Here is a 12,484-nt window from a genome sequence, read left to right on the forward strand (position 1 = left end):
TCCAACCTAAAGGCCGCCCTCTCTCGAGAGGGCGGCCTTTTTTGTCGGCATGGATCACGGCACCCTTACTCGACTCTGGGTACGGTAAAACGGAACTCACTGCCTTCGCCCGGGGTACTCTCGGCTAGCATCTGGCCGCCATGGGCCTTGATGATGCCTTGCGAGATATACAGCCCAAGGCCCGTGCCAGAGGCGTTGCCTTCTTTTGCCGTCCAGTAGCGCTCGAAGATGTGGGGTAATTGCTCTGCGGGAATCCCTTTTCCGGAGTCACGCACGCTAAACACAATGTCACTGCCATGGGGCATGGCAGCCACCACGATTTTGCCGTCCGCCGGGGTGAACTTGATTGCATTGCTGATCAGGTTGGACAGCACTTGAAACAGTCGCTCCGGGTCGGCGTTGATGCGCAGGTCGGGTTCGGTGTGGAAGCTCAGCTCAACCGACTTTTCGGTCGCGAGGGGCGTGAGTAATGACAGCGCCTCTTCAAAGATCTGCGTCACGTCCAGCGATTGCGCAGAGATCGTGTAGCGGCCCGCTTCGATCTTGGAGGTGTCGAGCAAGTCTTCCAGCAGAATATTCATGCGGCTGCTGGCCTGTTGCATGGTGTCGATGGCCGTGGTGATGCGCCTTGAGGCATGCGAGCCGTCACTGCTGAAGGTTTTTTGCATCATCCCGCAGAGCATCGAGATGATCGTCATGGGGTTGCGCAAGTCGTGGGACACCACCGCCACCAGTTCGTCCCGAGCGCGCACCGCTTGCTGCTCGCGATAAACCTGACGCGCCAGGTCATTTTCCAGCGCCGAACGTCGCAGATCGTTGGCCGCAAAGAGATCGCCGTGGCTCCATTGATTGGAGATGCCGTCCATTTCGACCTTCCATAACTCGAACGACGTGCGTGGACTCAAGCGCAAGCCTTTAGCGCTCGGCTCCAGGGTGATCGGTTTTTTCGGGTCGCCGCTCCAGGGGATGCTTGCTTTGACCTCGGTACGAAACCACAGCACAGCGTTATCCACAGGCTTGGGCAGGCTCATGGCCAACAGACCGCTGGCAATGTCTTTGTACACGGCCGCTGGCGCATACAGCGTCGACAAGCTGTGGGTGGAAAACACCGCAGCGTGGTCGTGTTTGAGCCATTGGTACAGGTCGCGAATCTGATCAGGTTGCGGGCATTGGCCATACCGGTGCAACACGTTGCCTTCGAGAATAGCCACGCCACTGGCCTGGGTCAGTTCCATCAACAGCTTGTGTTCTTGCGCCAGGCCGTCAAACACGTTTTCCGGGCTCTGCACCATGGCGCCGTTCAGGCGCACCAAGGCGTCCACTTTGGCTTCGCGCTGGCGGTTGATTTCCAGGGTTTGCAAGGCACTGATCTGCAGTGAAAGCACTTGGCCGATGGTTTGGCAGGCCATGCGCAACTCGTGCGACACGTGCAGCGGGGTGCGATGACCGCAACTGATCAGCCCCCACAGCCGCTCGCCATCCATCAACGAAATACTCATGGACGACAACACGCCCATGTTTTTCATGTACTGGCAGTGAATTGGCGACACGCTGCGTAACGTTGCTGCGCTGAGGTCCAGCGGTTGCTGCGTGTCGGGGCGCAGGGTGGGCACCAGTTCAACCGGCAGATAGTCAGCATTGGGGATGATGCGCAACCAGTGCGTGCGATACAGCTCGCGCGCCTGCTCCGGAATGTCAGAGGCCGGGAAGAACATCCCGTTGAACAGCTCCATCGACGGCGCCGATGCCTCAGCGATGACCTGACCGTGGCCCTCTTCTTGAAAACGATAGATCAAGACCCGGTCGTAACCGGTCAGCGCCTGAATCTCGGCGACGCAGATGTCGTACAGTGCGGGCAGTGTTTTGGCGGCTTGCAGGCGTTGTAAAACGCGGCTCAGGTTGCGCACCTTGGCCATCGTGCCCATCCGTTCAGCGTCATCGGGTTTTAACTCAAGCTCCAGAATCAAAATGCCTTTGTCTCTGTGCAGCAACCCTTCGTAGTCAATGCCTTGCAGGCTCAGCTCTAAAGGCGGCGCATCGACGTGCTCGACAAAATCCGCGGCCAGCTGCACGACGGCTTCGGCTTGCGGGCCAGTCAACATCGACAATGGCTGATTGAGTAAGGCGGCAGGCGACAGACCGAACAGTGTTTCTACGTTGGCGCTGATTTGCTGGATGCGCAGGTCCGGTTCAGACAAGGTCAGCAGCAGTCCATGGGGCTGAATGGCGCCCGGAAAGCGAATCGGCTCGTCGGCACAATTGGCCAACAAGGTTTCGAATGCTTGGGTGTCGAGTGGATTCATAACAGCACCTCCTGGCGTTCGAGCCACTGCTCGAAACAGCTAAACGTGGAACAGGCAGCTTCAACCGCTTGAGTGCGTGCCTGGGCGTCCAGCGGCACTGCGTTTAGAAAGTCCAGAAATGACTTCCAGTTGCGGCCGGTGGCTTCGCCATAAACGTAAAGAAAGGCGCATCCGTTGTGGGCATCCAGCGCGAGGTGTTCAGCCACCTGTTTACGCAAGACATTGCCACCCAGGGTGGCGCCTTCCAGTACATATAAAACCCCGAGTACGCTGGCTTGGCTGTGCAATGCCGGCAGCGATGGGCACAGCGCGAGCGTCTGAGGATTGATGTTTAGGGCCTGCAGGTCTTGCTCCAGTGCGGGGGTCTTGAGCCGAGCGTGAAGATCAAAGCCTGGCGGGACCCAAGCACTGCATTGCAGTGAGTGCTCTATCGCCTGATAGAACCCGAAATAAGCTGCCAGCAGGCGCCTGTAGAGCGGCAGATCAAGGCGGTCCGAGAAAAATGGCAGACGTTTCTCAAGGGCAACATGCAGGGAATGAGTACCCGCACGCAGCTCGGCAAGAACCGAAGGGGCGCAAGGGTTATTAAGTTCATGTGGCATGCAATGTTACAGGGCTCTCTGTGTGCGCTTTTGAGTCAGCGCTCATAAGCATCTGAATTCACAGGATCGAAAAAGTGCAATTAATTTGCCATGGGTAATTAGCGGTTGGCTTTTTGCAGGAAGCGTCTTAAATGCAAAGAGGAAAGTTTTTCTGATGACGATGAGGTGCTCATGCTCGAATTACGCCCCAATTGCGAATGTTGTGATTGCGAACTGCCGCCAGAGTCCGCTCAGGCGCGGATTTGCTCATTTGAGTGCACCTTTTGCGCGACTTGCGTAGAGCAGAAACTAGGCGGACTGTGCCCTAACTGCGGTGGCGAATTACTGCCGCGCCCGCGTCGACCTGCGAACAAACTGGCGAAGAACCCACCGTCCAGCACGCGGGTGCACAACCCCCAAGGGTGCGCGACCCGCTGAAGATCAATGGGCCGTTTTCGCTTAAGTGAGGTTTCTTGCTTGATCGCCAGGTGATCCTGATGGACTCCTTCGCCAGCCCCCACACACGCGTATTTTTCAGGGCTGGCGGCTGATCACGCGCCCTGGCATACCCGCCGCCAATTCCCCGTGTCGCAACCATTGCAAAGCAATCGGCCACAAGGTGCTTTCAAAACGGCTATGGAAAAACGCGAAATGACCGATGGCTTCTTCGTCGATTTCCTGGGGGGTTATGCGCAAATGCGTACGCGGGCTGGCGCTGAAGTAACTCAGCAAGCGCTCGATGGCCGCCACGGTGCCGAAAGGATCGTCGCTAAGGCTGATAGCGAGAGTTTTGGCGGTGATGGATGAAAAGGGCAGGGCGGCCAACTTGCGTGCGCTAGGGAGGCGCTCATAGCGTGTGCTCAGGTTGCACCAGTCTTTGACCACGCCTGCCGGGGTGTCTTCGAGCCAACCCAGGCGTTTGCCTGGAAAGTAGCCGCACACGCGCGTCAGCAGTGGCATCACGCCGTGCCATTTGGCGAGCATGTGCCAGCGCTGGGCGCAGGCGTAGTCGCGCCAGTGGGCAAATTGCGCGCCTACGGTCACCACGTGACGAATCACCGGCCCCGACGCTGCCAGCCCTGCTGCGCAGCCGCCAAAGCTGTGGCCGACCACATCAATCGGCTGGCCGGGGCAGTGGCGCTGTGCGCGCTTGAGCAGGGCTTCAAAGTCGAGTGCGCCCCAATCCGACCATGAGGCGTCAAAGCCGCGCAGCGAGCCGGTACGTGAGGCGCCGATGCCTCGGTAGTCGAACAGCATCACGTCCAGCCCATGGCTGAACAGGTAATCGGCAAAGCGCGAGTAGTAGGTGCAGCGCACGGAGGTGGCCGCGTTGATGATGACCACGGCGCGGGTTGGATCGTGATCAGGGTGGCGCCATTCAAACCCGCCCAACACATAACCGTCAGCAGCGGGCTCAGTGAATGCCCGGCTGACGGGTTGAGTCAGGGCTGCGGTCAGTGCCCGCTCCGTGTATTGCGCTCTTGCAACACGCGGGAGGCTTCGACGTAGGCTTTCTGGAAGGCCGGCGTTTCTATCCAGGCCACGGCGCTGTCTTCGTCGTCGCCATGGATGGCGATGCGGTATTCGATCAACAGACCCATCAAGAAGTCAGTGGCTGGCTCTTCTTCCTCTTCTGAGATCACCAGCTCCAGCACCGGGTATTGCAGGAACACCGTGCACATCGTTTGCAGGTTGATGGCTTCGGCGGCTTTCATGACCTGGAACAAGTCGTCGTAATCGGCCGGGTCAAAGCCGTTGTCGAGTATGTCCTGAAAGTTAAAGGTGCTGAGGTCGATTTTGACGTCATCGAACGGGTTGTCGATCAAGGTCGCGGCCGATGCTTTGGCCGGTTTGCCAGCACGATTCTGCTTGGCTTTGGACTTGGCCCGCTGCGCATTCTTTTGCTGTTTTTTGGGCGATGACATGAACGTGTGTCCTTTGCAGGCTGAAGAGAGGATTGAACCCCATCTCTTTGCAATCGCCAAGAGAGGTGGCGCCGCCGGGTATAAATCGCGCCCAACAAAAAACCCGCACTAGGCGGGTTTTTTGTGTGCTTTGAGGTGGTGTTGACACCACCTCAAAACTGAATGTGGTGCCCAGAGACGGAATCGAACCGCCGACACGGGGATTTTCAATCCCCTGCTCTACCGACTGAGCTATCTGGGCAACGGGGCGCATTAGAAGCTTTTTTCGATGACCCGTCAAACACTTTTTTCAAAAAATTTTAATTATTACCGTCGCTTACGGGTCAAACCCTTTAAAACCGGGGTTTATTCGCTCGGCGGAACGTAGCCTTCTGCTTGGGCGTATTCTTCGCCGCTGAAGAACTTATCCATCTCGCCCTGCAAATATTTTCGATCTTCGGCGTTCATCATGTTCAAGCGCTTTTCGTTGATCAGCAATGTCTGGTGTTTTTGCCAGTCAGCCCAGGCTTTTGCCGAGACGTGGTCAAAAATGTCCTGACCTTTGGTGCCCGGGAATGGAGCGCGCTCAAGGGCGGGCAGTTCTTCTTTGTACTTGCGGCACATAACGGTACGGGTCATGAGGTCTCTCCTGCGTGTAATAGGTCGGCGGCTCGTTTGAGCAGCTTCTTGACCGGGGCAGCAAGGCCCAGGCGCGGCGGGGTGGCGAGGTTATACCAGAGCCAATCGGCCTCGGCCACGTGATGACCCGACGCCTTGACGTGGATCAGCCAGGGTTCGATGGCCAGTTGGAAGTGGCTGAAGGTGTGTGTCAGGCCGGGCAGTTCATGCTGTGCGCCCAGGGTCAGCGCGTGTTGCAGCGCCAGGTGCTCGATGTCGTTGAGGTCGTCCAGCTCGGGCAGGCTCCACAGTCCGCCCCACAAACCGGTCGAGGGGCGGCGGTACAGCAAAATTGCACCCTCGGCATTGGCCAGCATTGGCATCAGCGTGCGCTTTTGCGGGATGGTCTTGCGCGGCTTGGGGATCGGGTAGCGCGTTTCCAGGCCGAGCATGTGTGCTTCGCAGCTGGTTTGCAGCGGGCACAGCAGGCAGCTGGGTTTGCTGCGGGTGCAGAGCGTGGCGCCCATGTCCATCATTGCCTGGGTGTAGGCGTTGACCCGGTCATGGGGCGTGAAGCGTTCTGCGGTGGCCCACAGCTGTTTGGCGATTTTGGGTTCGCCGGGGTAGCCCTCTTGCGCGGTATAGCGTGCCAGCACCCGTTTGACGTTGCCGTCGAGGATCGGCGCACGCAGGCCCATGCTCAGGCTGGCAATCGCACCGGCAGTGGATAGGCCAATGCCAGGCAGCTCGACCAGTTTTTCGACGTCACGCGGGAATTCGCCGCCGTATTGCTCGACGACGATTTTCGCGGTTTTCTGCAAGTTGCGGGCGCGGGTGTAGTAGCCCAGCCCTGTCCACAGGTGCAGCACTTCGTCTTCGGGGGCCTCAGCCAGCGCCTGGACGGTGGGCAGAGAAGCCATGAACCGGTCGAAATAGTTGAGCACGGTGCTGACTTGCGTCTGTTGCAACATGATTTCCGAGACCCACACCCGGTAGGGAGTGATGCCCTGTTGCCAGGGCAAATCATGGCGGCCGTGATGGTCATACCAGTCCAGCACGGCGCTTGCGAATTGCTCATCTCTCATCGGTTGAACAGCCCTTTGAGCGCGTTTTTGAGTTCTGGACTGACTTTGTCGCCGAGTTTCTCTTCAAGTTTCTCGCTCAGTTTGTTGCCCGCTGCTTTGGCGGCGACTCTGCCCAGGCCGTCCTTGTCCAGACGGCACGCCTTGGCGCCCAGTTCCAGCGGGCCACGGCAGAGCAATGGGAGTTCGAGGCCGACAAAGTTTTTGCCCACCTGGCACGCCGGGTCGGGGATCGGGTTGGTGTCGCCTTCCAGGGTGATGCCGATGCGGTAATCCATGCCCAGCACGCGCAGGTCGATGTCGCCGTTGCCTTTTACGCTCAGGCCGGGAATACGCACGATCAGGTCCGGATTGCTGGCCACGCCATGACGGAACACCAGGCTGCCCTTGAGCTCCTTGAACGGGGTGTCTTTGGCCAGCGGGGCGCCGCTCAGGGTTTTGCGGTTAAGAATGGAGATGCCCTTGCACAGTTGCTGTTCAATGTTGGCATTGAGCAGCACGCCGTTGTTGAGCGCAAAACTGGCGGTGCCATTGAGGCTTTGAATCAAGGCGCTCTGACTGTTGCCGCTGCCGGTCACGTTGCTGTTGAGGGTCAGCAGGCCGGTCACGGGTGGTTTTTGGCCCTGGCTCTGTAGGATCTTTTCCACGGGAACATTGGTGATGCGGGTTTGCAGTTTTACCAGCGGCTGGATGGGTTGTACGTCCAAGCTGCCGTTGGTTGCGAAAGTGCCTTTGTAGAGGCCGCCGCTCAGGTTTTCGAGGGTCAGCACGCCGTCTTTGCTGTTGGCTTTAAGCGCTGCATTCTGGATCGGCAGCTTGCTGAGGGTCAGTTGGCCAAAGCTGATGTCAGCATTCAGGTCCAGGGTTTTGAGGCGAGCCACGGGGATGATGTTGGCCGTGCTCCAGCCGCTTTTGGTCGGGGCTTCTGGCAGCGGGCTGTCGCCTGATGCAGTCAGCGCGCTGGCTTCGCTGCCTTGCACTTCGGCCTGGCGAGCGGCGGCGCCGTTGGCTTGCGCCGATTTGGGTGGCAGGTAGCGATCAGCGTCGAACGTGTCGCCTTTGAGCTGAATACGCAGGGCTTGTTTGGCGAAGTCTTCAACGGCGATGTGCCCGGTGAAGGTGCTGTCATCGACATTCAACTTCAGGTCGTCAAAGCTCACGCTGGTGGGCGTGCCGGACAGGCGGGTGACCAATTCGAATTTGCTCAGGCTGCCCGGCGCCATGGCAGGCAAGGGCTGGCCAACGCTGTCGAGGAACTTGGCCAGGTCAAGCTGGGCAATCGACAGGCCACCGCTGACCTGTGGGGTGGTGTCCAGGCTGTTGGCCTTGAGTTCGCCAATGGCGCGCAGTTGGTTGGCCGAAATCTTCAAGCTGCTCCATTCTGCGACGTTCGCAGCAAGATCAACCAAAAGCTGGCCGGAAGCGGAGAAGTTCACGGTTTTGCCTTGCAGCGGCTCGCCAGAAGCTTCGCCCACCACCTTCATGTCTTCGAATTGATAGCGCTTAAGCACGCGGTCAAAGCGCAGCTTGCCGGCGAGTTCAGTCTTGACCCGCATCACGGGTTTGTTGGTGCCCAGGAAAGCCGTCAGTTTGACCGGGGTGCTGGTGGCCTCGTGAATGGGGCCGGTGCTCATCTGGATGCTCTCGGCACTGAGCTGCTGGCCGCTTTGCTCGTCGTTGTATTCAACGCGGGCATTGTTCACGGTCAGGCTGTCGATATCGAGTTTGAGCGGTTGGCTGGCGGTTTCTGGCGTGACAGGCGCAGGCTGGGTGCTGTCGGGCGCCGCGGTTTCGGTGCCAACTGCGGCGGGCGCAGGTTTGCCAATGTCTTCCCAATTGCCGCGCCCATCTTTGTTGCGGGTCAGGCGCAGGTTCAGGCCTTCGACCCGCACATCGCTCATTTGTATTTCTTTGCGCAGCAGCGGCAGTACGCGCACAGACAGGCCCAGCATTTGCAGGTCGGCAAAAGGTTGGGTCGGGGTTGCAAGGGTCGCCACACTGGCGTCGTGCAGCTCCAGGCCGAGCCAGGGGAAGAGGCTCCAGCCGATGTCGCCATTGAGAGTCAGCTCAATGTGAGCTTTGTCACGGGCTATCTGGCGGATCTCGTTTTTGTAATCGTTGGGGTCGAACAGATGGCTCAGGGCAAAGCCCAGCGCCACGATGATCAGCAACAATCCGAGAAGCACCAGACCCAGGATTTTGCCGAACGCTTTCATGGGCGAGTCCTTGTAAGTCTGTGTGATGGGAGTTTGAAATTTAGCCGCAGAGTATAGCCCCACGCGCCAACCGACTGGGCGGTGGATCGTGCCGGATCAGTTTGGTTATTTATCAACGCATCAGTTGGGGCTTTGACCTACGCTGAAATGGTAATCTTCGTCTGTTTTCCACACCTTCAGCCGCGCATTTTCGCGCCATGAACTGAGCCCAACAAAATGACTCGCGCTGCAAAGCGTCAAAGTCGGGGGTTTAGCGTGTCTGGAAAAACACTTCATCCATGGGGGGAGACAATCATGACAAACAGCACCGCTGCGGGCAGCCTTGCCTCACAGCCTGCGTTCTTGTCCAAAGAGCGCATCATCGCTAAATCCGGCTTCAACCGTTGGCTGGTTCCGCCAGCGGCGTTGGCCATTCACTTGTGTATCGGCATGGCCTACGGTTTTTCCGTGTTCTGGCTGCCATTGTCCAAGGCAGTGGGTGTGACCGCACCGGTTGCCTGTGCACCCGACATGAGTTTTATCGCGCAAGTGTTCTCGTCGCAATGCGACTGGCCGATTTCGATGCTCGGCTGGATCTACACCCTGTTCTTCATTTTCCTGGGTTGCTCGGCGGCCGTGTGGGGCGGCTGGCTTGAGCATGCGGGGCCACGCAAGGCCGGTGTGGTATCGGCACTGTGCTGGTGCGGCGGTTTGCTGATCTCGGCTCTGGGCATTTATACCCACCAGATCTGGCTGATGTGGCTGGGCTCAGGGGTGATTGGCGGGATCGGCCTGGGCTTGGGTTACATCTCGCCGGTGTCGACGCTGATCAAATGGTTCCCGGACAAACGCGGCATGGCCACGGGCATGGCGATCATGGGCTTCGGTGGCGGGGCCATGGTGGGCGCGCCGTTGGCTGCGGCGCTGATGAACCATTTTGCCGGGCCGGATGGCGTGGGCGTGTGGCAAAGCTTTGTGGCGATGGCGGCGATTTACTTCGTGTTCATGATCGGTGGGGCTTTGTCGTACCGCGTGCCGCCGACTGGCTGGAAGCCAGAGGGCTGGACCGCCCCTGCGAAAAAAACGGCTAACGCGATGATCACTCAGCGCCATGTGCACGTGAGTGTGGCCTGGAAAACGCCGCAGTTTGCCCTGGTGTGGCTGGTGCTGTGCCTGAACGTTTCCGCCGGTATCGGCATTTTGGGCATGGCTTCGCCGCTGTTGCAGGAAGTGTTCGCGGGTAAGTTGTTGGGTAACGGCCTGACGTTCAGTCAGTTGGATGCCGCGCAACTGGCGCAAATCGCCGCGATTGCCGCAGGCTTCACGGGCTTGTTGAGCTTGTTCAACATCGGCGGGCGGTTCTTCTGGGCGTCGTTCTCCGACTATCTGGGGCGTAAAAACACCTACTTTGTGTTCTTTGCGCTGGGTTTTGCGTTATACGCGATGATTCCTAACCTGGGCCATTTGGGCAACGTGTCACTGTTTGTGGCGGCGTTTTGCATCATCTTGTCGATGTACGGCGGCGGTTTTGCCACGGTGCCGGCTTATCTGGCGGACTTGTTCGGTACGCAAATGGTCGGGGCCATTCATGGCCGTCTATTGACCGCGTGGGCGGCGGCGGGCGTGTTGGGCCCGGTGCTGGTCAACTATCTGCGTGAATATCAGTTGAGCATCGGCGTTCCACGGGCGGCGGCCTACGACATCACGTTGTACATCCTGGCGGGCCTGCTGGTGCTGGGCTTCCTGTGCAACTTGCTGGTGCGTCCGGTGGCCGACAAATACTTCATGACCGATGCTCAGCTCGCGGCCGAGCAGGCGCTGGGGCATGACAAAGGCGCCGATGCCACGACTTCGCTGGAGTGGAGCGCCGCGCCGGGCAGTATGCCGTTGGTTATTGCCGCCTGGCTGGCAGTGGGCATTCCCCTGTTGTGGGGCGTTTGGGTGACGGTGCAGAAAACGGCGGTGTTGTTTCATTGATCCAAAGGGCACCGCGCTTGTTGCGGTGCCCTTGTAGTCGCTGGCAAAGGCTGCGATCGAGCCCGAAGGGGTCGTATTTTCGTGGTGGCGGTCAGGACCTTTGACCCTTATTGCAGCCTTCTGGCAGCGACTACATGACTATCGCTGCATTCACTCTGTCAGTCACATCACCCTTAATGTTTCTGTTTGCCTGACCCGTGCCTATAATGGCCACCTTTTTCGCCCAATGATTTTGCGGAGCTGGTGATGGCCGAACGTAAGGCGTCAGTCGAGCGCGATACTCTGGAAACCCAGATCAAAGCCTCGATCAACTTGGATGGTACCGGTAAGGCCCGATTTGATATCGGTGTGCCTTTTCTTGAGCACATGCTCGACCAGATCGCCCGGCACGGGCTGATCGACCTGGACATCGAGTGCAAAGGCGACCTGCATATCGACGATCACCATACCGTCGAGGACGTGGGGATTACCCTCGGTAAAGCCTTCAGCCAAGCGGTCGGCGATAAAAAAGGCATGACCCGCTACGGGCACGCTTATGTCCCGCTGGATGAAGCGTTGTCGCGTGTCGTGATCGATTTCTCCGGCCGTCCAGGCCTGCAAATGCACATTCCGTATACCCGCGCTACCGTCGGCGGCTTTGACGTTGACCTGTTTCAGGAGTTCTTTCAGGGCTTCGTGAACCACGCCAACGTGACGCTGCACATCGACAACCTGCGTGGCACCAATACTCACCACCAGATCGAAACCGTGTTCAAGGCTTTTGGCCGCGCGCTGCGCATGGCGATTACGCTCGATGAGCGCATGGCAGGGCAAATGCCATCGACCAAGGGCGTGCTCTGATGCAGACAGTGGCGGTTATCGACTACGGCATGGGTAACTTGCACTCGGTGGCCAAGGCGCTCGAACACGTCGGTGCCGGTCGGGTGCTGATCACCAGTGACGCTAACGTGATTCGCGAAGCTGACCGCGTGGTGTTTCCAGGGGTTGGCGCGATTCGCGATTGCATGGCTGAGATCCGTCGTTTGGGTTTTGACTCGCTGGTGCGTGAAGTCAGCCAGGATCGCCCGTTTCTCGGGATCTGCGTCGGCATGCAAGCCTTGCTCGACAGCAGCGAAGAGAACGGCGGCGTTGATTGCATCGGTCTGTTCCCGGGCCAGGTGAAGTTCTTCGGCAAAGACCTGCATGAAGCCGGCGAGCATCTGAAAGTGCCGCACATGGGCTGGAACGAAGTGCAACAGAAGGTCGATCACCCGCTGTGGCACAGCATCCCTGATTTGGCCCGCTTCTACTTTGTGCACAGCTACTACATCGCGGCGGGCAACCCCCGCCAAGTGGTGGGTGGCGGGCATTACGGCGTCGACTTCGCCGCCGCACTGGCCGAAGGATCGCGTTTCGCGGTGCAGTTTCACCCCGAGAAGAGCCATACCCACGGCTTGCAGTTGCTGGAAAACTTCGTGGCCTGGGACGGGCGCTGGTAATGGCGCCCCGTAAAAAGCCGCCGATTCTCACGCTCACCCCCGAGCAAGAGAACGAGGCCAACAGCAAGATCAAACGCTTTATGCAAGACCGTTTCGACTTGGACCTGGGTTCGTTCGAAGCGGCTGAAATCCTTGAGCTGTTCACCCGCGAAATCGCGCCGCATTACTACAATCGCGCGATTTTCGATGTGCAGGCGCACCTCAAAGAGAGGTTCGAAAGCATCGAAAGCGATGTGTGGGCGCTTGAAAAGAATTAGGTCAGCGGCAAGTTTCAAGCTTCGAGCGACAAGAAAAAACGGATTGCGATCACGCTGTTAACTTGCCGCTTGAAGCTAGAACGTGCCGC

12 protein-coding genes and 1 tRNA gene are annotated in these 12,484 nt (G+C 58.6%); 5 read left to right on the forward strand and 8 right to left on the reverse strand.

Annotated features, from left to right (window positions below):
* Window positions 1-65 precede the first annotated feature (65 nt).
* Window positions 66-2,303 (reverse strand): ATP-binding protein, encoded by a 2,238-nt coding sequence (locus ACIQYF_RS00725; RefSeq protein WP_402855404.1) that lies wholly within the window; start codon window positions 2,301-2,303, stop codon window positions 66-68.
* On the reverse strand, window positions 2,300-2,905 hold the full coding sequence (locus ACIQYF_RS00730; RefSeq protein WP_402855407.1) for a biliverdin-producing heme oxygenase: 606 nt from the start codon (window positions 2,903-2,905) through the stop codon (window positions 2,300-2,302). Before ACIQYF_RS00730 ends, ACIQYF_RS00725 begins: the two co-directional genes overlap by 4 nt.
* A gap of 171 nt (window positions 2,906-3,076) precedes the next feature.
* Here ACIQYF_RS00730 and ACIQYF_RS00735 point away from each other — a divergent pair, with 171 nt between their 5' ends.
* Complete coding sequence (locus tag ACIQYF_RS00735) at window positions 3,077-3,322, forward strand: DUF1272 domain-containing protein (RefSeq protein WP_402855409.1); 246 nt, start codon at window positions 3,077-3,079, stop codon at window positions 3,320-3,322.
* A 96-nt stretch (window positions 3,323-3,418) separates the two neighbouring features.
* Here the strand turns inward: ACIQYF_RS00735 and ACIQYF_RS00740 are convergent, their stop codons facing one another.
* From ACIQYF_RS00740 to ACIQYF_RS00765, 6 genes are all read right to left on the reverse strand, one after another.
* Window positions 3,419-4,342 (reverse strand): alpha/beta fold hydrolase, encoded by a 924-nt coding sequence (locus ACIQYF_RS00740; protein ID WP_402856163.1) that lies wholly within the window; start codon window positions 4,340-4,342, stop codon window positions 3,419-3,421.
* Window positions 4,339-4,809, reverse strand: a complete 471-nt coding sequence (locus ACIQYF_RS00745) for a hypothetical protein (RefSeq protein ID WP_402855412.1) — start codon at window positions 4,807-4,809, stop codon at window positions 4,339-4,341. The genes ACIQYF_RS00740 and ACIQYF_RS00745 overlap by 4 nt, the downstream gene beginning before the upstream one ends.
* 165 nt (window positions 4,810-4,974) lie before the next feature.
* Window positions 4,975-5,050 (reverse strand) — tRNA-Phe (locus ACIQYF_RS00750).
* 104 nt (window positions 5,051-5,154) lie between these two features.
* Window positions 5,155-5,427, reverse strand: coding sequence for an oxidative damage protection protein (locus ACIQYF_RS00755; RefSeq protein ID WP_322235999.1), 273 nt, complete (start codon window positions 5,425-5,427; stop codon window positions 5,155-5,157).
* Window positions 5,424-6,491, reverse strand: coding sequence for an A/G-specific adenine glycosylase (gene mutY, locus ACIQYF_RS00760; RefSeq protein WP_402855417.1), 1,068 nt, complete (start codon window positions 6,489-6,491; stop codon window positions 5,424-5,426). The genes ACIQYF_RS00755 and mutY overlap by 4 nt, the downstream gene beginning before the upstream one ends.
* A complete protein-coding gene (locus tag ACIQYF_RS00765; RefSeq protein ID WP_402855420.1) occupies window positions 6,488-8,704 on the reverse strand; it encodes an AsmA family protein in 2,217 nt (738 codons plus the stop codon). The genes mutY and ACIQYF_RS00765 overlap by 4 nt, the downstream gene beginning before the upstream one ends.
* Before the next feature lie 294 nt (window positions 8,705-8,998).
* Here ACIQYF_RS00765 and ACIQYF_RS00770 point away from each other — a divergent pair, with 294 nt between their 5' ends.
* The 4 genes from ACIQYF_RS00770 (at window position 8,999) to ACIQYF_RS00785 (ending at window position 12,395) form a co-directional block, all read left to right on the forward strand.
* Entirely contained in the window at window positions 8,999-10,660 is a 1,662-nt protein-coding gene (locus ACIQYF_RS00770) for an OFA family MFS transporter (protein WP_402855423.1), read from the forward strand.
* Window positions 10,661-10,906: 246 nt separating this feature from the next.
* Entirely contained in the window at window positions 10,907-11,500 is a 594-nt protein-coding gene (gene hisB / locus ACIQYF_RS00775; RefSeq protein WP_047272898.1) for an imidazoleglycerol-phosphate dehydratase HisB, read from the forward strand.
* Entirely contained in the window at window positions 11,500-12,138 is a 639-nt protein-coding gene (gene hisH / locus ACIQYF_RS00780) for an imidazole glycerol phosphate synthase subunit HisH (RefSeq protein ID WP_402855427.1), read from the forward strand. The genes hisB and hisH overlap by 1 nt, the downstream gene beginning before the upstream one ends.
* Window positions 12,138-12,395: a DUF2164 domain-containing protein gene (locus ACIQYF_RS00785; protein WP_402855430.1), complete on the forward strand. Its 258-nt coding sequence runs from the start codon at window positions 12,138-12,140 to the stop codon at window positions 12,393-12,395. Before hisH ends, ACIQYF_RS00785 begins: the two co-directional genes overlap by 1 nt.
* The last annotated feature ends 89 nt before the right edge of the window (window positions 12,396-12,484 follow it).

The sequence above is a fragment of the Pseudomonas sp. NPDC096917 genome (assembly GCF_044762555.1).
In the GTDB taxonomy this organism is placed as follows: domain Bacteria; phylum Pseudomonadota; class Gammaproteobacteria; order Pseudomonadales; family Pseudomonadaceae; genus Aquipseudomonas.

Coding starts and splice junctions, on each gene's coding strand:
- ACIQYF_RS00730 (WP_402855407.1), bottom strand. CDS start 2,905: ATGCCACATGAACTTAATAACCCTTGCGCCCCTTCGGTTCTTGCCGAG.
- ACIQYF_RS00755 (WP_322235999.1), bottom strand. CDS start 5,427: ATGACCCGTACCGTTATGTGCCGCAAGTACAAAGAAGAACTGCCCGCC.
- ACIQYF_RS00785 (WP_402855430.1), top strand. CDS start 12,138: ATGGCGCCCCGTAAAAAGCCGCCGATTCTCACGCTCACCCCCGAGCAA.
- hisH (WP_402855427.1), top strand. CDS start 11,500: ATGCAGACAGTGGCGGTTATCGACTACGGCATGGGTAACTTGCACTCG.
- ACIQYF_RS00725 (WP_402855404.1), bottom strand. CDS start 2,303: ATGAATCCACTCGACACCCAAGCATTCGAAACCTTGTTGGCCAATTGT.
- mutY (WP_402855417.1), bottom strand. CDS start 6,491: ATGAGAGATGAGCAATTCGCAAGCGCCGTGCTGGACTGGTATGACCAT.
- ACIQYF_RS00745 (WP_402855412.1), bottom strand. CDS start 4,809: ATGTCATCGCCCAAAAAACAGCAAAAGAATGCGCAGCGGGCCAAGTCC.
- ACIQYF_RS00765 (WP_402855420.1), bottom strand. CDS start 8,704: ATGAAAGCGTTCGGCAAAATCCTGGGTCTGGTGCTTCTCGGATTGTTG.
- ACIQYF_RS00770 (WP_402855423.1), top strand. CDS start 8,999: ATGACAAACAGCACCGCTGCGGGCAGCCTTGCCTCACAGCCTGCGTTC.
- hisB (WP_047272898.1), top strand. CDS start 10,907: ATGGCCGAACGTAAGGCGTCAGTCGAGCGCGATACTCTGGAAACCCAG.
- ACIQYF_RS00735 (WP_402855409.1), top strand. CDS start 3,077: ATGCTCGAATTACGCCCCAATTGCGAATGTTGTGATTGCGAACTGCCG.